The sequence below is a fragment of the Phycisphaeraceae bacterium genome, from assembly GCA_019454185.1.
Lineage (GTDB): Bacteria > Planctomycetota > Phycisphaerae > Phycisphaerales > UBA1924 > JAHBWV01.
This window is the reverse complement of the sequence record CP075368.1, coordinates 1,123,458-1,144,360: the sequence shown is the minus strand read 5'-3', so window position 1 is coordinate 1,144,360 and position 20,903 is coordinate 1,123,458. Positions and strand designations below refer to the sequence as shown.

Genomic DNA, 20,903 nt, shown 5'->3' with positions numbered 1-20,903 from the left:
GGGTCAGGCCTCCTGGGGAACGAGTGGCGCGTGGCGCGTGGCGAGGAGTTCGGCCTCGACCAGGCGGCCTTTCTCCAAGTGCAGCGTCCGCTTGGCATAGGCCGCGCTCTTGGCATCGTGGGTCACGATGATGAGGGTCTTGCCCAGGTCCTCGCAGAGCCGGACCATGAGGTCCATGATCGCCTGCGCCGACTCTTGGTCGAGGTCACCGGTGGGCTCGTCGCCGACGATGATGGTGGGGTCGGTCACGATGGCGCGGGCGATGGCGACTCGCTGCTCCTGGCCGCCCGAGAGTTGACGCGGGTAGTGGTCGTGCCGGTCGGCGATCCCGACGAGCTGCATGGCGGTCTGCACCTTCTCGTGGCGGTCCTTGGCGGACATGCTGTGAAGCAGAAGCGGAAGTTCGACGTTCTCGTAGGCTGTGAGCACGGGCACGAGGTTGTAGAGCTGGAAGACGTAGCCGACGTTCACGCTCCGCCAGTCGGCGAGCTTGGACCTGGACAGCGTGGAGATGTCCGTGCCGCCGATGATGAGTTGCCCGCCGCTGGGCCGGTCGATCCCCGCGATGAGGTTGAGGAGCGTGGTCTTGCCGCTACCCGAGGGGCCCATGAGGGCGAGGAAGTCGCCCGCGGGCACGTCGAGGTCGAGCTCCTGCAAGGGCGTGATGGTGTTGTCGCCCTTCTTGTACGTCTTGGTGAGCCTGCGGCACTGGATCAGCGGAGGGCCTTGAGGAGTTGTTCGTGCGTGAGCGTGGTTCGTAGTCATAAGGTATCTCGTCGATGCCGCGAGTTCGTCGCGGAGATGCTTTGGAACGGGGAGTTACGGGGTTGAAGATGCGGGCTCCGAAGGTGCGGTGGTGCGTTCGCCCAGAACCTTGAGCCGCGTGCCGTCCTTGATTGCGGGTGGGGCGGGCGGATCCAGGATGATGCGGTCGGTGAGCCGGAGTCCGCTTGTCACGGCGGTGAAACCCTCGTCTGCCGCGGGCGTCGTCATGATGTCGCGGCGGCGGGCCACCGGGCTTCCGCCGGAAGTATCTACGACCCAGACCTGGCCTCGCCCATCGCCGATCGCAGCAACGGCGGCCGTCGGGACCAGAAGCAACGAGTCTCCCCCGCCGCCGTCGCCGGTGGAAGGGCCGCCGATGCCGCCGCCCGAGTGCCGCTGAGAAGCCGCCGCGGGTGCGTGGAGTTTGACGCGGGTGAGCATCTCGGGCTTGAGAACGGGCGATGGCGCGTCGAGCGCGACCTTGAACTGCACGGTGTTCCGCTGGATGTTGGCCTCGTGTACGACTCTCGACACCACGCCGCTGAAGGTCCGGTCGGAGAGCGCCTCGGTGCTGACGGTCGCGCGTGTGCCCACGCTCACCTTGGCGGTGTCGGCCAGCGGCACGTCCACACGCACCTGGAGTTTCGCGGGGTCGTAGACGCGGAGGATCGCGCCCGTCATGCCGCTGGCAGAGGCTGATTCGCCGCCCTTGCCGCTCATGCTGATGCGAGAGCCCGGCTCGACCAACCGGGCGAGCACCACGCCCGCGACCGGCGAACGCACCTCCATCCGCTCCAGCCGCAGCGCGGCCTCGTCGTGCAGCACATGCGCCGCGGCGTGGGCCGACTCCGCTTGGGCGAGAGCGGCCCGTGCTTCGTTCACCATCTTTTCCGCCGTGGCGATCTTGGCCTCCAGCCCCCCAAGGCGGATCTCCATCCGCCGGAACGTCCCCTCGCTCAGGCCGCCCACAGCGACCAACTCGCGTTTGCGTGTCACCTCATCGCGCAGTTCGGCGGCGGCGGTCCTCTCAACCTCGACCTGCGACTCGGCGGTCGCGAGCGCCGCCCGAGCCCGGGCCACATCCGTGTTGCGTTCCGCGACGGCCGCATCGGCGGCGCGCAGCGTTAGACGCGCATCCTCGTCGATGAGCCGGGCGACGACCTGACCGGCTTCGATGCGCTCGCCCTCGAGAACCAACACTTCGCGCACCACGCCCTCGGCCAGCGCGGGGACGCTGACCGCGTAGGGTGCCGGTTCGATCCACCCTGGGGCCTGTACCGCGACGGGGCCGAGCGGCGCATCGGATGGGGACTCTTCCGAACTGCCCGCCGAGACCGGAACGGCCCCGGCGTCCGCCGCCCCGACGCCACTCTTCGGAATCGCGGCGGCGACGTGGACCGCAAGCCGTGTCTGGAGCGCATCGCGGGCGGCATAGGCCAGCAGGCCGCCCGTCGCGAGCAGCACGACGGCGGGAATGAGCAGGCGCGTCGCCCATCGCGCCTTAGGGCGCGCGATGACGGTGGTGCTGCCCGCAGGCTGTGGCCTTGGTATGGAATCTGATTGGGTGGGCTGCGGGGCTCGACGGAGCGCCCGCAGGTCGGTCTGCGTGGTAGCCATAGGTGGTTCCTGCAATGCGCCGGCGGCCAAGGACGAATGACCGAGGGCGGGCGCGTAAAGCAAAGACACCCCTCGCACGAGCGGCACGGAGCCGGTCGCGGAAGGACGATGCGGACGCTGGGGAGAGCGAGCGTCCGTTGCAGGATTGAACTACACCACGAGCGCGCAATGCCACCGCAAGGCTTCGCGGTTGGCCTTCAGGTGAGGCGGACCCAAGACCCAGCCCGGTGACAAGGGCACGACCCTGGCATCGTGAGTAGGAATGGTCCACAGGACCGCGAGCGAAAACGTCGCCAGTGCGTCCCATTGCTGCTCGAACGCAGGGAGTCTACTTTCAGCCTTGACACCGGTACCGCCGGATGTGCCCTGGCACGATGGGCAAGATGGGCATTCGTCCGGCGAGAGCGGCGGCTCCTCGTTCGAATCATCCGGCTGCGGGTCCGACGCCCGGTGTGATGCCGTCTCGGTCGAACACCCACCGCAGCAAGAGTCCATCTCTACCGCGACGAGGTGCTTCCCGTCACAGGCGCTTCCCACGAGCAGCGCCGCCTGGCAGCAGCACAGCGGCGTGACCACGCCGATGAGCAGGGCAACCAGAATGCGGAGCAGAGGGTGACGCATAATGCTCATGAGTATATCGGCCAAACGAACGCCAGATTCACTTTACGCGGGGCTCCGACCCTTGTTCGACCCCAGCGTCGCCACCGGACCCGTCCGCCACCCCAACAGCCGCAGCCCATTCCCGACGACGAGGAGGCTCGCCCCGACGTCCGCAATGACGGCCATCCACATCGTCCCCCACCCGCCCAGGGTCAGCGCGAAGAAGACGACCTTGATGCCGACTGCCAGTGCGATGTTTTGGGTCAGGATCGCGCCGGTGCGTCGGGAGAGCAGGACGAACTCGGGGAGCCCCCGAAGGTCATCCTGCATGAGGGCCACGTCGGCGGTTTCGAGTGCGGTATCGGTCCCCGCCGCGCCCATTGCGAAGCCGATGGTGGACTTGGCGAGGGCGGGGGCGTCGTTCACACCGTCGCCGACCATGCCGATCGCGTCCCCGTGCTCCTTCGTGAGGCGTTCAATCTCCGCGAGTTTGTCCTCGGGGAGCATCCCGCCGCGGGCCTCGTCGATGCCGACCGTCTTGGCTATGGCCGACGCGGTGGATTGATTGTCTCCCGAAAGCATGAGCGTCTTGATGCCCATGTCGTGCAGCGATTTGATCGCTTCGACGCTGCTCTCGCGGGGCGTGTCCGCGACCGCGATCACTCCAAGCACCGTGCTCGCCGACGCGACAACCACCGTCGTCTTGCCCTGCACCTCGAAGCCCGCCAGCACCGCCTCGACTTCCGGCGAGCAGACCTGCCGCTCCTCGGCGAGGCGGTGGTTGCCGACGAAGTACGCCGCCCCGTCGATGCGGCCCTCGACGCCCCGGCCCGTGAGCGACTTGAACGCCTCAACGCTCGCACGCTCGCCGCTCCACGCCGCCACAACCGCAAGAGCCACCGGGTGCTGCGAGAGCGCGTCGAGGCTCGCGGCGATACGGAGGACTTCATCCTTGCTCGCGCCGCCGATTGGCTGCACATCGGTCACACGCGGCTTGCCCTCGGTGATCGTCCCGGTCTTGTCGAGCGCCACCACCTTCAACTTGCGGCCGTTCTCCAAGTGGACGCCGCCCTTGATGAGGATGCCCCGCTTTGCCGCCGCCGTCAGGCCGCTCACGACCGTCACCGGCGTTGAGATGACCAGGGCGCACGGGCACGCGATGACGAGCAGCACCAGCGCCTTGTAGAGCCACGGATAGAACGGCTGGCCGAACGCCAACCACGGCACGACCGCGACCAGCACCGCGACGACACACACGATGGGCGTGTAGACCCGTGCGAAGTTGTCCACGAACCGCTGCGTCGGGGCGCGGCTGCCTTGGGCCTCCTGTACGGTTCTGATGATCTTGGCGAGGGTGGTCTGGTCCTTGCCGCCGGTGGTCTTGAACTCCAGCACGCCGGACTCGTTGATGGTCCCGGCGAAGACTTTGTCGCCGACCTTTTTGTCTACCGGCACGCTCTCGCCCGTGACCGGGGCCTGGTTGACGCTCGATTCGCCCGCGACCACCACGCCGTCGAGCGCGAGCCGCTCGCCGGGTTTCACCTGCACAACCGCGCCCACGGGCACCGCGCCCGCGTCGGTCGTGCGCCACGAACCATCCGGCTGCTTGATGCTCGCCTCGTCGGGGGCCATCGCCATCAGCCCCCGCACCGAATCGCGAGCGCGGTCAAGGGCCTTCTTCTCGATCAGTTCGGCGAGGCCGAAGAGGAAGACCACCAGCGCGATCTCCGGCCACGCGCCGATGAACATCCCGCCGATGACCGCCACGCACATGAGAAAGTTGATGTTGAGCGTGAAGGTCTTGAGCGCGATCCAGCCCTTGAAGAATGTGTCGCGGCCCCCCAGCAGCATCGACGCGAGCGACATCGCGATGATCGGCCACGAGGTCTCCTTCACGCCCGCGAAGTACGCCGCCTCCGCCCCCGCCGCCAGCACGCCCGAGAGGATGAACGGCCCGTACTTGATCCACCACGACCGCGCATCATCGACCGGCCCCACCCGCGCGGCATCGGTCGCGCACGCCGCGCCCCCGCAATCGGCCCCGGCGGGCGAGCCCTCCGCGTGCGCGCCCGAGCCGTGCGCCCCCGCCGCTGCGCCGCCAGTGCCCGGGGCCGCGATGATCGTCGGCGTCATCCCCACCGAACGCACCCTGGCCGCGATCGCCTCGCCGGTCACCGCCGCCGCATCGTGCGTGACGGTCATCCGCCGCGTGACGACGTTGCACTCCACGAGCGCCACGCCCGCCATCCCGCCCACGGCCTTCTGCAGCACCTGCTCCTCGGCAGCGCAGTCGAGTTGGGCGATGATGAAAATGGTCGTGGCAGTGGGCATGGTGGATTCTTTCGCAGCGATTCAATTGTCTGCCCGGCGGCCGCGCCCGGGAAGGGTCCGCATCGGTGGTGCGGCCTCACGAATCGGATGGACGACCGCGCGGCTCAGATGCACGGCCAGACACATTTCCCGTCCGGTCGTCCGGTTCGCCTGGACGCCTGTTCCGGCGGGCGGGACGACATGCCGAAGGCCCGAACGATCGGCCAACGGGGTTGCGTGCCTGGCCAACCCGCTCAAACGCTCGCGCACCCCGCACCCGCGCGGGCTGCGGTCACGCTCGCTTGCCCGGGCGCGGACTCATGGGCGACGTGCGACCCGCTCGCCGGGCCTTCCACCACCAACGGAAGGCCACTACGGCCAGCACGGAGAGCGCAATCCCCATGATCGTCAGCATGACCTCCAGGTGGAGGTGTCCGCACTTGCGGTACTCAGACACCGTGAAGAGACAGGCCGCCGTGTCAATCAGCAGGGCGAGGCACGCGACGACCAATGCCCCGATCAGCAGCGAGCGCGGGGACTCACCCCGCGCCCGCCGCTGCGACGGAGCGGACGGAGACCGGGCGAACGAAGCGCCCGATCCACGCTTCTTACTTCTTGGGCGCGGGCTTGCCATGATCGTGCCCGTCGCCTTCCTTGTGGTCGTGGTCGTCGTGGCCCTTGGCCTTGCATTCCTTGCACTCGCCATGCCCGACGACGCGGAGGGCCGTGCCTTCGCGGACCCACAGGTGAGCGCCCTCGCCATCCGCGGTGACGAAGTACTGCGGCTCGGATTTCACGGGCTGGCTCGCGCCCTGCCCCATCATGACGGCGGCCAGCGCGGTGAGGCCGACGCCGGCGGCGAGGCCGACGAGCACGGACTTGGAACGGGGATTGGACTGGTTCATCGAAAGACTCCTATCTGAAAGAACGGAACAGACTCGACCGCTCGTCTCCCGAGGGCAACTCGCCCGCAGGCCTTGCGATCACGGCTTGGGATCGGACTTGGTCTCGGCCTTTGGCGGGGACGGGGGCGGAGCGGTTGGTGCGGGTGGTGGGACGGACTTAGCTGTTGACGAAGAGGACGGCGGGGCGACGTCCTCGCCCGTGCGGCTCGTGCCCGATGTCGCGTGGATCGAGTCGGCCGCACCAAGACCGGCGAGCGCGGGCGTGGGTTCATCCTTCTCCCACACTTCGGGCCTGGGTCCGGGCAAGCCGTCATTGCTCTTGCCGGTAAAGATGCGATAGAGGGCCGGGAGAACAACCAGCGTCAAGAGCGTACTGGAGATCAGGCCGCCGATAACGACGGTGGCGAGGGGCCGCTGCACCTCCGAACCGGTGCCTCGCGCCAGCGCCATGGGTACGAAGCCAAGGGAGGCCACCAGCGCGGTCATCAGGACAGGACGCAGTCGCGTGATCGAGCCGTGGATGATCGCATCTTCCAGCTTCTCGCCCTTCTCGCGCAGCTGGTTGATGAAGATGATCATGACGAGGCCGTTCAAGACGGCGACACCCGACAGCGCGATGAAGCCCACCGCCGCCGAAATGGAGAACGGCATGCCACGGACCCACAGAGCGATCACGCCGCCGGTGAGACCCAGGGGCACCGCCGCAAAGACGAGCAGTGAGTACTTGAAACTCTTGAATGTGGCAAAGAGCAGGAGCAGGATCAGCAGGAAACAGATCGGCACGACGATCGTGAGGCGTTCCTTGGCCGCCACGAGATTCTCGTACTGCCCGCCCCACACCAACCATTGCCCGGCGGGGAGGTTGACCTGCGCCATCTTGACCTGTGCCTCGTTGACGAAGGAACCCAGGTCCCTCCCTCGCACGTTGCACTGCACGACGATGCGCCGCTTGCCGTTCTCGCGGCTGATCTGGTTGACGCCCTCGGCGATCTCGACCTTTGCCACCACGCCCAGCGGCACGAAGCCCATCTCCTCCTGCCCTTGCAGCAGACCGGTGCCCCCGTCGATGCTGGCCAGTTGCACGGCCTGCTTGGGCTCGCCCTCGCCGCGCGGCAGCGGGATCGGGAGTCGATCAAGCATGTCGATCTTGCCGCGCAGGTCGTCTGGAAGGCGCACCACCAAGTCAAAGCGGCGGTCTCCCTCGAAGACCAGCCCCGCTTCGCGGCCACCCATCGCGACCGCCACAACCTCCTGCACGTCCGAAACGTTGAGGCCGTAGCGGGCCAGGGCCGCGCGATCGGGCTCAACGGTCATGACGGGCAATCCCTCGGTCTGCTCGACCTTGGCATCGGCCGCGCCGGGCACGCTCTGGAGCGTTGCGAGCACGCTCGCGGCGGTCTTCTGCATCGACGCGAAGTCGTCGCCGTAGACCTTGACGGCCACATCGCCGCGCACGCCCGAGATGAGTTCGTTGAAGCGCATCTGGATGGGCTGGGTGAACTCGTAGTTGTTGCCGGGGACGGTCTGGAGCGTGAGTTCGAGCAGACGTTGCACCTTGCCCTTGTGGCCTTCGGGCGGCGGTCCGTGGGCGTGCGCATCCTCTTCGCCTCCTTCCGCTCCACCAGCACCGTGGTCGTCATGGCCGGCGTGGGCGTCGCCGTGCGAGCCCATCTTCTCCATCTCCTCGGTCTTCTGGGCGATGAGTTTGTCGAGTTCGGCCTCGCTCCGCCACTGGCTCTTGTCCTTGAAGATGATGAAGGTGTCCGACACGTTGGGGGGCATGGGGTCGCTGGCCAGTTCGGCCGTGCCGGTCTTGGAATAGACGAACGCGACCTCGGGGAACGAGGAGACGGTCTTCTCCACGTCGTACTGCATCTTCTGGGATTGCGTGATCCCGGTGGAGGCGATGCGCATGGCGTGCATCGCGATGTCTTTCTCGTCAAGCGTGGGGACGAACTCTTGTCCCAGCCGCGTGAACAACGCCAGAGAGCCGACGAACAGCACCACCGCAGTCACGACCACCGCGTAGCGGAGTTTCACCGCCCAGCGGACCACCGGCTCGTAGATCACCTTGGCCCACCGCACCAGGAACATGTCCTTCTCCGTGACCTTCCCGGTGATGCACAGGGCCACCATCGCGGGAATGAAGGTCAGGGAGAGGATGAAGGCCGCGATGAGGGCGAGGATGACCGTGATGGCCATCGGGTGGAACATCTTGCCCTCGACGCCCGAGAGGGCGAGGATGGGGAAGTAGACCGTGATGATGATCGCCTCGCCGAAAGCCGTGGCCTTGCGGACCTCCTTGCTCGCGTCAAAGACGATGTGCAGACGCTCCTGGAGCGTGAGGAGCCTGCCCTTGTGGTGCTGCTCCTCCGCCAGTCGCCGCAGGCAGTTCTCGACAATGATGACCGCGCCGTCCACGATCAGGCCGAAGTCGATCGCGCCCAGGGACATAAGGTTACCGCTCACGCGCGTCTGCACCATGCCCGTTGCGGTCATCAGCATCGACAGTGGGATCGCCAGTCCGCAGATGATCGCCGCCCGCCAGTTGCCGAGCATCAGCAGCAGGACCACGATCACCAGGATCGCGCCCTCCAGGAGGTTCTTTTTCACCGTCGAAATGGTCGCGTCCACCAGTTTGGTCCGGTTCAGGACCGTCTTGGCCTTGATCCCTTCGGGAAGCGAGCGCTGGATCGTGGCCATCTTCGCGTCCACCGCCGCCGAGACGGTCCGGCTGTTGGCCCCGATGAGCATGATGGCCGTGCCCACAACCACGTCCTCGCCGTTCTCGCTGGCCGAGCCGGTGCGGAGTTCCCGCCCTAGCCCCACACCCCCCGGCCTAACCACATCGCGGACATACACGGGTACGCCGTTGCGCGTCCCGAGGACGATGCTCTCGATCTCCTCGATGGATTGGATGCGTCCGGTGGCGCGAACGAGGTAACTCTCCCCCTTGTGCTCGACATAGCCGGCGCCGGTGGAGACGTTGTTCTTCTCCAACGCCTCGATCACGTTGTGGAACGTCAATCCGTAGGAGACGAGTTTCATCGGATCGGGCTGGACGTGGTACTGCTTGACGAAGCCGCCGATGGCGTCCACGCCCGCCACATCCTTCACGCCCTTGAGTTGCGGGCGGATGATCCAGTCCTGAACCTCGCGCAGATACGACGCGAGTTCAACTTCGGACTTGAGCCGCCGCCCCTCGGGCGAAAGGTACGAGCCATCGGACTGCCACCCGACCTTGCCGTCCTCGATCTTGGCACCCTTCCCATGCGGGTGCTCGTACTCGACGGTGTACATGTAGACCTCGCCCAGCCCGGTGGCGATGGGGCCCATGAGCGTCTCGACGCCCGGCGGCAGGCTCCCGCCCGCTTCGCGGAGCCGCTCGCCAACTTGCTGGCGCGCGAAGTAGATGTCCACACCGTCGTCAAAGACCGCCGTCACCTGTGAGAACCCGTTGCGCGACAGCGATCGTGTATATTGCAAACCGGGAATGCCAGCGAGCGCGTTCTCCATCGGGAACGTCACTTGCTGCTCGACCTCAAAGGGCGACAGGCTCGCCGCGACGGCGTTGATCTGCACCTGGTTGTTGGTGATGTCCGGGACAGCGTCGATCGGGAGTTTCTGGAGTTGGAAGAAGCCGACGGCGGCGACCACCGCCGTCAGGATCACGACGAGCCAGCGGTTCTTGATTGAGAAGTGGAGCAGGGATTCAAGCATGGGATGGGTCTCCTTGAGCGGCGTACTGGTTTAGTGCTCGTGCGCCGCGGAGCCCTTGCCGAGCTCTGCCTTGAGAATGAACGTGCCAGCGATGACAAACCGCTCGCCCTCGACTAACCCGGCATAGACGGGAACCAAGCCGCCGATGGGCTTGCCGACGGTGACGGCTCGCTTGGCGAAGGTGTTGGGTTCGTTGGCCACGGGGACAAAGACGGCCGGGCCGCCCTCCACGGTCTGGATCGCCTCGTCGGGGATCGCGACCATCGGTGCCGGGTCCGTGCCGCCCGGCATGGATGCCACGATCTCGGCCTGCGCGAACATGCCGGGGCGGAGCATGAGTCCGTTCTCGAGCGAGGCGGGCACTTCGATACGCACTTGGGCGGTGCGGGTGGTCGGGTCCACCAGCGGGGCAATGAACGCAACCACGCCCTCAAACTTCGGGGCGGCCACACCTTCGCTCTCGCCCGTCGCCGAGCCGATGGTGATCCACGCCCTGGCCCCGACGGCGATGCCCGCGAGTTTGGCCTCGGGCACATCGGCCAGCACCCAGAGCAGACGCGTGTCGGCAAGGATCATCAAGGCCTCGCGGTCGGGGCCGACGAGTTCGCCCAGGGTGACCTCGCGTTGCACGACTTGCCCATCGATCGCGGCCTTGATCGCGTGACGCGGCGCGATCTCGCTCGTGCTCGCGAGGGTGGCGACCTCGTCCTGCTTCATTCCAAGGAGGTGCAACCGGTTCTCGGAAGCCATCGCGGCGGCCTCGGCGGCCTTGACGCCCGCGATTGTGGCCTTGTGCTCGGCCTCTCGGCGCTGCACCTCGGTGAGCGAGATGCCCTGCGACTGCTCGTACAGCCCCTTGGCCCGCTCCCACGCGATCTTGCTGAGTTCGACGGCTGGCCCAGCGGTCAGCACCGCAGTCTTCTTCTGGAGGTAGTCCGCCTGGGCCTCGCCGAGTTCGGGGCTTTCGATGATCACCAGTTCCTGCCCGGCCTTGACCATGTCGCCCAATCGAACTTTCACTTCGACCGCGCGGCCCCGCAGCGGCGAGCCCACGTGCGCCATGGCCTCGGTGTTGAACGCGACGCGAGCGGGAGTCACCACTGTCGGCTTCAGCACCCAGAGTTGTGCGGACTCTGCTTTCACGCCGTAGCGTTCGACGGCTTCGGCGGTGAGCTTGACCTCGTCGGTGTGCTCCTGTTTCCCACCGCTTTCAGAGCCGTGGTCGTGGCCCGCGTGCTCATCGGCCTTGGCGGGCGTCTTCGCGCCGTGATCGTGACCATCCCCCTCGGCGTGCTTCTTGCAACCGGTCAAGACGACCAGCATCACGACGGCGGCGGCGATTGCTGGAGAATGGAAGCGAGTGAGTATTCCGTGGTTCATCTTCGTGGTTCTCATAGAGGATCTCGCGATCTGGCTTTGGGTCTCGGCGGTGGTGTTTGCAGGTGGCTGGCGTTAGCGGTACGGGGACGCTGGTAGGGCTGAGAGCGGCGAAGCACTCGCGCTCCCACTCGCCGGAGCGGGTTGCGATGCTGTGGGCGACGAGGGTGAAGTCAGGAGCGGCACGGCCACCCCGGGCCCGCCAACCGCACGCTGGAGACGGACGAACGCGGTTGCGGCCTGCCTCTCAACCTCGATCGCTTTCGCCTGGGTCAGTCGAAGGTCCTGCTCAGCGAGGAAGAGTGCGGTCACATCGCTCTGGCCGGCGCGGTAGGCGTCTTCCGCAAGCGTGCGGCGTTGCTGCTGGAGCGGGATCAACTCACCGCGGATGCGGGCGAGGTTCGCGTTGCTGGCGGTCATAGTCTGATACGCGACGCGAACATCCTCAACGATCTTGCGCCGGGCAAGCGTCAGTTCGTGCCTCGCCTCAAGCTGCTCGGCTGTCACCCGTGCTCGCTTGGCCTGACCCATGTCGAAAATGGGCAGCGGCGTTGATACAGATGGACCTGCAAACCACTTGTCGTCCCGCTGAGCATCGACGCCGACGCTTGCGCCCTCCCACGGCAGCAGGCGAACGATCGCTTCATCATCGCCCAGCGCCCGAAGCTTCCAGGCAATGGCCTGGATCTCAGGACGGTGCAGGAGCGCCGAATCGACCCAACGGGACTCGGGCTGAAGGTCGGTGCCCGGCGCGGTCCACGCATCCAGCGTCCAGGATGCAGCAGAAGAGGGTTCACCGATCAGGCGCGCGAGCCGTAATCGTTCTTCTTGCTCGGAGAGGACGGATTGATCGATCTCGACTTGCAGTTCCACACGCTGCGCCTGGAGGGTGGCCAGGTCGCTGCGCGTCCCTTCGCCGGCGTCTAGCCTGGATTTAGCAACCGCCGCGAGGCGCTCCAGAAGCACCATCCGATCACGCAGCAGCGGCACGAGTTCCGCCGCGGCCTGAGCCGTCGCGTACCGCTCCTGCACCTCGCTGGCAACGTCGATCGCCACGGTCACCGCATCGGCAGCGGCCTGCCGGAGCCGATTGTCAGCGGCGCTGGAGCGACGGGGAATCTGCAGTGCCTGGACAAAGTCCTGTGCCAGCGATGCTTCGATCTGCGGCTTTCCCGGCCCCCATCGGAGCACGACATTCAGTACAGGGTTCGGAAGCAGTCTCGATTGATCCGCGTCCGCGAGCGCAATGCGCACTCGCGCCATCGCGGCCTGAAGTCCGGGGTCGGTGGTGACGGCTCTCTTGAGAGCCTCGGCCAACGTGAGGGTGCCGCCTGGCGCACTTGGCTCGTCGAGCGGGCCGCCGTCGGGGCCGACGGCGATGAACTCGATTGGAGCGGATAGTCCCGCAGCCTCGGCGGCGCTCTGAGCAGCGTCTACGTCCGCCCGTGGCGTAGACTGGCAGCCTGTGTTGAGCGCTGCAGAGATGATCAGCGCCAGAGCGGCCCCGATCGGGCGGTGAAACGATGCGTTGACGTGGGTGCTTCTTGGGTTCATGGTGGACCTTGGTTGCGGGAATGCTGGGCCGGGATGTCCCGTGACCGACGGTGTCCACCACGAGCACAGAATCAGGTCGATTCCGCGAGTGGCCCGACGGCCCGGGTCCGAGAGCACAGGTTGTTGAGATATCCGCACTGTCCGCGGAGGGTGGTCGTCACGTCGCGCAGCGACCATGCGGGTCCATGCGCAATGACAACACGATCACCTCGGCCGATGAAGCGGCGAAAGGTGATCGGGCCAGCTCAAAACTAAACGATGAGGATGACCGAGCGCAAACGCGCAAGCGAGTCGGGAGGACGATCGCGATCGACCTCAGGGTGGCGCGGGCTCACCGGCTGATAGGTCGTGAATGACCAGTGGTCCCAGAGAATCGCCACGAGAGCCGCCGCGAAGACTGGCTCCAAAGACACACTCGATGGAATCAACTTGGCTGCCGCCGCTTGCGAGCTTAGGGGCTCGTCTTCACACGGCGTCGGCGGGGCATCGTCGGATTCGTGGTTGTCATCCGCGGCATGAACCCCAGGATCGATACAAGCCTTGAGACACGCGCCCTGAGATGTCTTGATGCACGCATACTCAATGCGAGTGTCGCCCGAGGCATCCGTGCACCGTACGCCCATTGACGCAAACAGCGTCTGCCCGAGGCCAAAGGCCACAAGGCAGAGGAGGGTAATCAGGTGTTTGGGCAATGATCGGTTCATGGGTATCGAGGTACACAGTATACGGGCTCCTCGCCCGGAAGTTCACGGATCGAATATCGGTCCCTTTCATTGCGGACTGAACGCTGATACCGGTCAATCCGGCCTTGGCGGCAGCTCATTGAGGAGCACCGTGTCGTCTTTGGTTGTTCCTTTCCATCCGACTGAGTCCGAGGCCTCGGTTCGCGGACCAAAGTGGTTGGTGGCGGCATCGATTCTCCTCCACCCACGTCCCGGCGAAGAGATGCGCTGCTTTCAGGAACGACGAGGCGTCGGGATTGGACTTCGACTCTCCGACCGTCGGGTGGAAGTACGCGGGCGGGTAGAGAGCAACGTCGTCGTACTGGGTGACCACGCGAGCGAGGAGCCCCGGTCCGGCTTGATCGCCAACGTACCGGCGCTCGAAGAAAGACTCTTCGATCATCGCCACCATGTGCCACATCGCCGGGTGGTTGGCCGGAAAGCCCATCGCCGCGTTGGAGACGATGTCGAGTTGCTCGCACGCGGCCCAGGCACGAACTTCGGGCGGACACATCTCGTCGAGCGGACGGATGGGCTTCACGTCGGTGTCGAGGTAGACGCCGCCGAAGCGGGCCAGGAGTTCCAGCCGCAGGATGTCCGAGCGCATCACGCAGCCGGGCGTGCCGCCGACGCCGCCACAGGCTTCCCAGGCGTTGCGGTTGAGGATCGGCGGCAGGCTGTGGTCGGTCCACAGCCGCATCTCCCAGTGCGGGTTCATCTCGGCGAAGGCCCGAAAAACCTTCCTGCTTATGCGTAATCGCGATAGGTCCACACGAACAACCGCTCGAGTCGTAGTGACGCCCGGTCCCCAGCGGTTTACGATCGGGCTGCATGAATCAGGAACTGGCAAAGGCGATTGAAGACCTCCTCCGTCGCATACCGGACAAGTGGCAACGTGTGGATACCGACCAGTTCTCGGTTAACGAGCAGCAATCGCTCCTGCGCCTTGTGGGAGCGGGACTTGTGGAACGGCGCAACACCATCCGCCTGGACATGGCGGGCCAGAACGAGGGCTTTGAGGCCACCATCGCCGTGACGGGCGAGGCGGGGTTGCTTCAAGCGATCGAGCCAGCGCTCGCCGAGTCCTGGAGCCGATGGTCGGGGGCCATTGAAGACTGGCGTCGGCGCACGGGGTCGGCCAGCCGGCCGTTCAGGGTCACGAAAATCGGCGGCGACGAATGGCGACTTACCGAGCACGGGCTGCTCGCGAGAGCGGACCTCAGCATTCCCTTGGACCCGAAGCTGTCCCGCGAGCACGCCGCGGTCATCGCCAGTCGAGAGCGGGTGGTCGATTTCGTGATGAAGGCCGGCGCTCTCGAGGATCGCCCTCCGGTACATGGCACCGGACAGCTTGTCTCCCTTCGCAGCGTGGCCGCCGAGACGACCGCACCTTCGAGCTCGCCGCCGACCACCCATGTGAACCTGACCAACGCCACGGATATCGCTGCGGCCTTCCGCGAAGCGATGCTGCCGATGGTGGAGGCCATCGTGGGTGGGGCAGTCCGCGACTCGGGTCGCGCGAAGGCTCCGAATGCACCACAGGCCGGCGCGATGTCATGGCAAGAAGCGATGCGTGTGGCCGAGGAACACGTCAAGAAGCACGGCGGCTTCTTCCCCGGCCGCAACGAACTCGCCAGCATCGTTGGTTGCTCCCCAGCGACGATGACGAAAGTGCTCAAGCACTCCGCGTATCTCAAGGCCCGGCGCGCGGAGTCACCGGGGTCGGGCAAGGCCAAGGAGGTTGGTTCGTCCATCGAACACGGCGACACCCCGAGAGTTGCCAAGTCCAAGCAGGAAGCGATTGATGATCGCATCGACGCCGGAGAACCCCACGCGCCCCTTGACGCCTATCACGCCGGCGATGACGAGGCACCCGCAGACCGCGACGAAGCGATCGCGAATCTGATCGCGCAGCAGAGGGCTGAGCGCATGCGAGAGGAACGCCAGGGGAAAGCAGCCAAGAAGCGGCCGGAGCGATAGGTCGTTGCCAAGCTCTGTGCCCGGTGGTCGCGACCAGTCGCGACCGGTCTCAACCTTGCCAATACCGAGACATACGACGTAGTCACGCGACCACTTGCGGACTTGTAACCGGGCCCATCGCCCGGGAACGGAGTCGCCGCAATGGCAACCGCGTCCCCAGTCAAGTGTCATAGTTCATCGCCGCCGCCTGTTCTGATTACCGCCGGGGTGATCGCCAGTGAGCTCGGCCAACCCATCCATCGCGTCGTGCGGGTCTTGGCCACGCGCCCGTGGATCAAGCCGGCCGCTTTGGCCGGCCGGATCCGGCTGTTTGACCGCCGGGCCATCGAGCAGGTCCGCGCCGAGCTCGTCGCGATCGATCGTCGCCGCGTGCCACTCGGGCAAGGCGGTGCGGCTTGAATACCGCCAACGCTCAGGTTCACACCTCATCGCTCGGTCAAGACCCACGGAGGCTGATCGCGCTCATGCAGCGCATCGGATTCGGCCGGATCGAGTCGCTCCGGGTTGCCGGCGGCCAGCCGGTTCTTGACCCGCCCCCGCGCGTAATCCGCGAGGTCAAGCTGGGCACGGAGCCCGCCAATCAGAAGCATGACGACCCTGCTGACTACACGGTCAAAAGGGCGGTCGTTGATCTTCTTGCCGAACTGGCCAGCGTCGGTACCGCCACGGTTGCCATCGAGGTCCGCCAAGGTCTGCCGGCGCGGCTGATCGTTGAGGAGGTGGCTCGTGGTTGAGATTGCACCTTCTCCCTCTCGCTATAGATTCGATTCGCTCGACCTCGACCGGCTGGGAGCCACGGCCCATGGCGTGGCGACCAGGCTGATCGGTCGCCGCCACCTTGATGACGGCGGAGCGGATCTGCGCGCCGACCTGATTCTGGCCGCGCTCGAGCGCTGGCCCAAGTTCGATCCGTCGCGCGGTCGCCCGATGGCGTTCCTGGCCATTGCCATGACTCGGGCCGGGACGTCGATCTTCCGGGCCCAGCACGCGGCCAAGCGCGGCGGCCAGACGACGACGCTGCCGCTGTCCGACGTGCCGGGGGCCGGACACGGGCGGTACCCGTCGCTCACCTCGGCATCCCCAATCGCTCGGCGGGATTTCGAACTCGACGTTCGCGCCGCGATCGACGCTCTGCCCGAAGACCTCGCCACTGTCTGCAACGACTTCCTGGAAGCGGCCACGGATGGCCGCCGTCGCCCCTCGCTCGGCGCTGCGGCAACAGCCGCGCTGCGCCGCCACTTCGAATCCGTCGGATTCTCGGAGCACATGTCATGACGACTCGCACACTCTCATCAATCCCGCCCAGCACAACGCCCCGGTCCGCCGTGGCGGCCTCGCCCAGTCCCAGGCCCAAGCGGCGGGTGTACCTCGCCGGGAAGATGCACGGATCGGGCAACTGGCGATTGCCGCTGGTGCCGCAACTGGGCGCCTCGCCGTTCGGACAGCCGATCGACTGCGGCCGTTTCATCTTCACTGGGCCGCACTTCGTGCCGTTCGGCGGCGAGAGCCACGAGTGGGTCGGATGGCACGCGGGCGTCGGGCAGCACGACTCAAGCCCATCGTGGCCCGCGCCAGTGAATAGTCGCCCCCGCTGGGTGGTGCCGGGGCTGTGCATTGAGTGGATCAGGGAGTCGGACCTGTTCTTCGCCTGGATCAACGCCACGGACTGCCACGCCACGCTGCTCGAGCTCGGCTGGGCGCACATGCTCGGCAAGCCGGTGTACCTGGCGTTCGCGTCGCGGGACCTGGCGCGGCAGATGTGGTTCGCCCGCAATTGCCCGCGGACGACCGCGCACGTGCATGCCTCTCCCGCCGAAGCGCTCGACCGAGCGCTGGCGTGGGAGGTGCCGTTCGAATGACGCTCCCGTTGCCCTCAACCATTGACGCTGCCCGGCGATATACCGCTGCGGGGCTCTGCGTACTGCCGGCGATCCGCGAGGGCGACGACAAGCGCGTTGCCCTGCGCTCGTGGAAGTCGTACCAGACGCGGCTCCCAACGCCGGCGGAGCACGCGCGCTGGTTCGCCGGGCCCGCCCGGCGTGATCTGTGCCTGGTGTGCGGACGCGTCTCGGGTAACCTCGAGATGATCGACTTCGACCTGGCTGGCGTGGCGTTCGAGCCGTGGCGAGCGCGGGTCGAGGCGGTGTGCCCTGGCCTCATCGATCGCCTTGTCGTCGAGACCACACCCTCGGGCGGTCGCCATGTCGCATACCGGTGTTCGGACCCGGTCTGCGGCAACATGAAACTCGCGCAACGGTCCTTCGACGCACCCGGGGCTGATCCGATCGAGGTTGCGGGCAAGCGCTTCACTCCGCGGAAGGGTGTCGATGGCTGTTGGCGTGCGGTCGCCACGATGATCGAGACCCGCGGCGAGGGCGGGATGTTCCTGTGCGCACCATCGAACGGGTACGTACTCACGACTGGCGATCTTGCCGCGCTGCCGGTGATCACGACCGAGGAACGCGAGTGCTTGCTGGCCTGCGCATGGGAGCTCAACGAGGCTTTGCATCCTGTAGAGGATGGTCCGCGCCCCAAGACACCCTCGGCCTCAATCTCCGGTGACCAGAAGCCCGGCGATGACTTCAACCAGCGCGGCGATGTCCGGGACCTATTGGTCGAGCACGGCTGGACTCGGGTGAGCGGGGGCGAGAACGAGCACTGGGCCCGCCCCGGGAAGGACCGCGGCTGCAGCGCCACGCTCAAGGGCGGCGTGTTCTATGTGTTCTCGACCAACGCCCCGCCCTTCGAGGACGGCCGCGGGTACTCGCTCTTCGCCGTGTACTCGCTGCTCAAGCACGAAGGTGACTTCGCGGCGGCCGCCCGAGCGCTGCGGCGCGAGGGATTCGGCGCGGAACCTGCCTCCGGCGATGTCGATCTGTCCGCCTTCAAGGTCACATCCCCGCAGGCCGAGCCGCCGCCGGCCGCGCCGGTCGATCCCGGCCCCGTGCCGCCGGCGCTCTTGCGCGTGCCGGGGTTCATCGACGAAGTCATCGATTACACGCTCGCCAACGCGCCGTACCCCGAGCCGGTGCTGGCGTTCTGCGGCGCGGTGGCGCTGCAGGCCGCGCTGGCGGGCCGAAAGGTCCGCGACCCGCAGGACAACCGCACCGCGATCTATCTCCTGGGGCTGGCCAACACCGGCACGGGCAAGGACTTCCCGCGCAAGGTCAACCAGCGGATCCTCGCGAGCGCCGGCATGGCCGGCGCGGTCGCGGACGGCTTCGCCAGTGGCGAAGGCCTCGAGGACCGGATGCACCTCACGCCGGCGATGCTCTTTCAGACCGACGAGATCGACACGCTCATGCAGGCAATCACCGGGTACGGCACCAAGCGCGACCCTCGGTACGAGGGCATCATGCAGACGCTGCTGAAGCTGTACACCTCGGCCAACACGATCTACCCGCTCCGCGTCAAGGCCAGCGACGAGGAACCGCGCATCATCGACCAGCCGTGCCTGTGCCTCTTTGGGACGGCGATCCCGGACATCTTCTATGAGGCGCTGTCGCCCAAGATGCTCTCCAACGGCTTCTTCGCACGCATGCTCATCTTCGAGGCCGGACGCCGAGGGCTCGGCCAGGATGTGGATGTGCACGAACTCCCGAAAGCGATTCTCAAGCGGGCGCGGTGGTGGGCGGAGTTCAAGCCGGGCAAGGGCAACCTGAAGACCGCGCACCCCGAGCCCAAACTTGTCGAGCCAACACCCGATGCTCGGGTACGCCTCGGCGAGATTCGCGCCCTGGCCGATGCCGCGTACGCCGAGGCCGAAGCCAAGTCGGATCAAGCGGGGATGGCGCTGTGGGCCCGCGCCAACGAGAAAGCCCGGCGTCTCGCGCTCGTGCATGCGTGCAGTATTGGGCACCGCAATCCCGAGATCTCCGTCGAAGGGGTGAACTGGGCGTGGTCCTTGGTTGAACATCAGACCCGCCGCATGCTCTTCAAGGCCAGCCAGCACGTCAGCGCCGGCGACTTCGAGAGCCAGTGCAAGGCGATGATCCGCGTGCTCCGGGAATGGGCGGTCAAACACCCCGGCGACCCGTGGATGCCCTTCTGGCAACTCAGCCGGCGCTTGGCCTGGTCGCCCCGCGAGCACGACGAGGTCCGGCAGGCGCTGATGGATCAGCGCCGCATCCAGTTCGCCGAGCGGGCGACCGGCGGCACGCCCCAGCGGCTGTACAGGCTCATCGAGGACGTTGCCGGAGCATGAAAACGCGATCCAAAGCCACACAAACCGGTCTGCGCAGCGCCCTTTGCCGCTCAAACACAGCGAAGAAGCGCTCCGGCGCAGCGCGAGCACGGGCGCGGACCCTCGATTCCGCATCGCGAGCGGGGGTGCGCAGCAACCTGTTGCGCCTATTGCAACCTCTTGCGCGCAATAGGTTCATCGCGGAAACATTGAGAAATCATGGAGCAAACAACAACACACCCCCTCTTTACTACCTGTTGCGCCCACCCCCCCCCCCGCGCCGGCGCTGGCGCGACGGGCGCGCAACAGGTTCGGCGCAACGGGCAACCGGCGTGCGGATCGCACGCCATCGACGCACGGTTTCGGACATGCAGTTGGCGTGCCAGGCAGCGCCTACCCGGAGCCTTACAGCCGGAGTCCGAACGGGGAGGGGGAGGGGGTCAATAGGTACTTCCCCGCCAGAATCGAGAGCCGACGCCGCCGGGAACAGCCGCGCTTGGAGACAGAGTTTGTTTGCGCGTCCGAGCGCCGACGGTCGCGTGGCGGGGATTGGTACGCCCCGCCGTGAGGATGCGACGTGGGCGATCGTGGGCCAACCCGTGGCCAGCGGGCGGGTAGGGAAGCCGCGCTATGCGGCCCGCTTTCCCGCGCCGCCCACATGTTTGGCCGAGTTGCCCACATGTCTCAGAATCATCGAGAAATGCAGGCCGATCGCCTTGCCTGTTCGCCATCAGCCGGCCAATGTGTGTCACACGCGAGCGGGAACAACGCACCCCCCGCACGCGACGGAGACCACGACCATGAACGCGACCACGAAGACCACCCTCGACCTCGCCAAGACCCTCGCCAAGAGCGGGTTCCATATCCCCGCGATCGAAATCCACACGCCCGACGGGCGCACCTGGAACATCGCGACGGTGCCCGCCGGGCGCGGCCGCCACCTCGACGGGCACTGGGGACCGCGCCCCGGAGCGCTTGGCGGCTTCCGCCTCTTCGAGATCGACCGCGATACCGACGCACCCAACGAGCACGACGCGATCGATGGCGACACCTGGGCCGCCGACGAGTTGGTCGACTACCTCCGGGCGGTCGGCCAGCCGAAAGACACGACGAGTTGGGACCGCAAGAACGACAACCACCCGACGACCTGAAGCCCGCGTAATGCGGGCT

General features: G+C 66.6%; 18 protein-coding genes. 7 read left to right on the top strand and 11 right to left on the bottom strand.

Annotation, left to right across the window (positions count from 1 at the left end; translation table 11 throughout):
• Window positions 1-3: 3 nt before the first annotated feature.
• The 11 genes from KF838_04735 to KF838_04685 all read right to left on the bottom strand — a co-directional run bounded on the left by KF838_04735 (window position 4) and on the right by KF838_04685 (window position 14,288).
• Window positions 4-765 (bottom strand): ABC transporter ATP-binding protein, encoded by a 762-nt coding sequence (locus KF838_04735; GenBank protein ID QYK49159.1) that lies wholly within the window; start codon window positions 763-765, stop codon window positions 4-6.
• A 54-nt stretch (window positions 766-819) separates the two neighbouring features.
• Window positions 820-2,382 (bottom strand): efflux RND transporter periplasmic adaptor subunit, encoded by a 1,563-nt coding sequence (locus tag KF838_04730; GenBank protein QYK49158.1) that lies wholly within the window; start codon window positions 2,380-2,382, stop codon window positions 820-822.
• A 150-nt stretch (window positions 2,383-2,532) separates the two neighbouring features.
• On the bottom strand, window positions 2,533-3,003 hold the full coding sequence (locus KF838_04725; protein QYK49157.1) for a hypothetical protein: 471 nt from the start codon (window positions 3,001-3,003) through the stop codon (window positions 2,533-2,535).
• 42 nt (window positions 3,004-3,045) lie between these two features.
• Window positions 3,046-5,313, bottom strand: a complete 2,268-nt coding sequence (locus KF838_04720; protein ID QYK49156.1) for a heavy metal translocating P-type ATPase — start codon at window positions 5,311-5,313, stop codon at window positions 3,046-3,048.
• 271 nt (window positions 5,314-5,584) lie between these two features.
• Window positions 5,585-5,926 (bottom strand): hypothetical protein, encoded by a 342-nt coding sequence (locus KF838_04715; protein ID QYK49155.1) that lies wholly within the window; start codon window positions 5,924-5,926, stop codon window positions 5,585-5,587.
• Window positions 5,901-6,197, bottom strand: a complete 297-nt coding sequence (locus tag KF838_04710; protein QYK49154.1) for a hypothetical protein — start codon at window positions 6,195-6,197, stop codon at window positions 5,901-5,903. The genes KF838_04715 and KF838_04710 overlap by 26 nt, the downstream gene beginning before the upstream one ends.
• Before the next feature lie 78 nt (window positions 6,198-6,275).
• Complete coding sequence (locus tag KF838_04705) at window positions 6,276-9,917, bottom strand: CusA/CzcA family heavy metal efflux RND transporter (GenBank protein ID QYK49153.1); 3,642 nt, start codon at window positions 9,915-9,917, stop codon at window positions 6,276-6,278.
• Window positions 9,918-9,947: 30 nt separating this feature from the next.
• Entirely contained in the window at window positions 9,948-11,312 is a 1,365-nt protein-coding gene (locus tag KF838_04700) for an efflux RND transporter periplasmic adaptor subunit (GenBank protein ID QYK49152.1), read from the bottom strand.
• A gap of 57 nt (window positions 11,313-11,369) precedes the next feature.
• Window positions 11,370-12,848 (bottom strand): TolC family protein, encoded by a 1,479-nt coding sequence (locus tag KF838_04695; GenBank protein ID QYK49151.1) that lies wholly within the window; start codon window positions 12,846-12,848, stop codon window positions 11,370-11,372.
• Between the two features lie 251 nt (window positions 12,849-13,099).
• A complete protein-coding gene (locus tag KF838_04690) occupies window positions 13,100-13,552 on the bottom strand; it encodes a hypothetical protein (protein ID QYK49150.1) in 453 nt (150 codons plus the stop codon).
• Between the two features lie 115 nt (window positions 13,553-13,667).
• Complete coding sequence (locus tag KF838_04685) at window positions 13,668-14,288, bottom strand: hypothetical protein (GenBank protein QYK49149.1); 621 nt, start codon at window positions 14,286-14,288, stop codon at window positions 13,668-13,670.
• Window positions 14,289-14,401: 113 nt separating this feature from the next.
• Here KF838_04685 and KF838_04680 point away from each other — a divergent pair, with 113 nt between their 5' ends.
• The 7 genes from KF838_04680 to KF838_04650 all read left to right on the top strand — a co-directional run bounded on the left by KF838_04680 (window position 14,402) and on the right by KF838_04650 (window position 20,884).
• Window positions 14,402-15,550, top strand: a complete 1,149-nt coding sequence (locus KF838_04680; GenBank protein ID QYK49148.1) for a hypothetical protein — start codon at window positions 14,402-14,404, stop codon at window positions 15,548-15,550.
• Between the two features lie 141 nt (window positions 15,551-15,691).
• On the top strand, window positions 15,692-15,949 hold the full coding sequence (locus KF838_04675; protein QYK49147.1) for a hypothetical protein: 258 nt from the start codon (window positions 15,692-15,694) through the stop codon (window positions 15,947-15,949).
• Between the two features lie 65 nt (window positions 15,950-16,014).
• On the top strand, window positions 16,015-16,284 hold the full coding sequence (locus tag KF838_04670) for a hypothetical protein (protein ID QYK49146.1): 270 nt from the start codon (window positions 16,015-16,017) through the stop codon (window positions 16,282-16,284).
• The gene (locus KF838_04665) at window positions 16,277-16,825 is read left to right on the top strand and encodes a hypothetical protein (protein ID QYK49145.1); all 549 of its coding nucleotides are present in this window, start codon (window positions 16,277-16,279) and stop codon (window positions 16,823-16,825) included. The genes KF838_04670 and KF838_04665 overlap by 8 nt, the downstream gene beginning before the upstream one ends.
• Window positions 16,822-17,409, top strand: a complete 588-nt coding sequence (locus KF838_04660) for a hypothetical protein (protein ID QYK49144.1) — start codon at window positions 16,822-16,824, stop codon at window positions 17,407-17,409. The genes KF838_04665 and KF838_04660 overlap by 4 nt, the downstream gene beginning before the upstream one ends.
• Window positions 17,406-19,754: a DUF3987 domain-containing protein gene (locus KF838_04655; protein QYK49143.1), complete on the top strand. Its 2,349-nt coding sequence runs from the start codon at window positions 17,406-17,408 to the stop codon at window positions 19,752-19,754. Before KF838_04660 ends, KF838_04655 begins: the two co-directional genes overlap by 4 nt.
• A gap of 779 nt (window positions 19,755-20,533) precedes the next feature.
• Window positions 20,534-20,884 carry a hypothetical protein gene (locus tag KF838_04650; protein QYK49142.1) on the top strand — a complete coding sequence of 117 codons (351 nt, stop codon included), beginning with the start codon at window positions 20,534-20,536 and terminating at the stop codon, window positions 20,882-20,884.
• The last annotated feature ends 19 nt before the right edge of the window (window positions 20,885-20,903 follow it).

Bases quoted from the DNA above. Each gene is read 5' to 3' on its own strand.
- KF838_04705 (QYK49153.1), bottom strand. From the start codon at position 9,917: ATGCTTGAATCCCTGCTCCACTTCTCAATCAAGAACCGCTGGCTCGTC.
- KF838_04730 (QYK49158.1), bottom strand. From the start codon at position 2,382: ATGGCTACCACGCAGACCGACCTGCGGGCGCTCCGTCGAGCCCCGCAG.
- KF838_04700 (QYK49152.1), bottom strand. From the start codon at position 11,312: ATGAGAACCACGAAGATGAACCACGGAATACTCACTCGCTTCCATTCT.
- KF838_04650 (QYK49142.1), top strand. From the start codon at position 20,534: ATGAACGCGACCACGAAGACCACCCTCGACCTCGCCAAGACCCTCGCC.
- KF838_04720 (QYK49156.1), bottom strand. From the start codon at position 5,313: ATGCCCACTGCCACGACCATTTTCATCATCGCCCAACTCGACTGCGCT.
- KF838_04710 (QYK49154.1), bottom strand. From the start codon at position 6,197: ATGAACCAGTCCAATCCCCGTTCCAAGTCCGTGCTCGTCGGCCTCGCC.
- KF838_04655 (QYK49143.1), top strand. From the start codon at position 17,406: ATGACGCTCCCGTTGCCCTCAACCATTGACGCTGCCCGGCGATATACC.
- KF838_04695 (QYK49151.1), bottom strand. From the start codon at position 12,848: ATGAACCCAAGAAGCACCCACGTCAACGCATCGTTTCACCGCCCGATC.
- KF838_04670 (QYK49146.1), top strand. From the start codon at position 16,015: ATGCAGCGCATCGGATTCGGCCGGATCGAGTCGCTCCGGGTTGCCGGC.
- KF838_04685 (QYK49149.1), bottom strand. From the start codon at position 14,288: ATGAACCCGCACTGGGAGATGCGGCTGTGGACCGACCACAGCCTGCCG.
- KF838_04660 (QYK49144.1), top strand. From the start codon at position 16,822: ATGACGACTCGCACACTCTCATCAATCCCGCCCAGCACAACGCCCCGG.
- KF838_04715 (QYK49155.1), bottom strand. From the start codon at position 5,926: ATGGCAAGCCCGCGCCCAAGAAGTAAGAAGCGTGGATCGGGCGCTTCG.
- KF838_04675 (QYK49147.1), top strand. From the start codon at position 15,692: ATGGCAACCGCGTCCCCAGTCAAGTGTCATAGTTCATCGCCGCCGCCT.
- KF838_04735 (QYK49159.1), bottom strand. From the start codon at position 765: ATGACTACGAACCACGCTCACGCACGAACAACTCCTCAAGGCCCTCCG.
- KF838_04690 (QYK49150.1), bottom strand. From the start codon at position 13,552: ATGAACCGATCATTGCCCAAACACCTGATTACCCTCCTCTGCCTTGTG.
- KF838_04680 (QYK49148.1), top strand. From the start codon at position 14,402: ATGAATCAGGAACTGGCAAAGGCGATTGAAGACCTCCTCCGTCGCATA.
- KF838_04725 (QYK49157.1), bottom strand. From the start codon at position 3,003: ATGCGTCACCCTCTGCTCCGCATTCTGGTTGCCCTGCTCATCGGCGTG.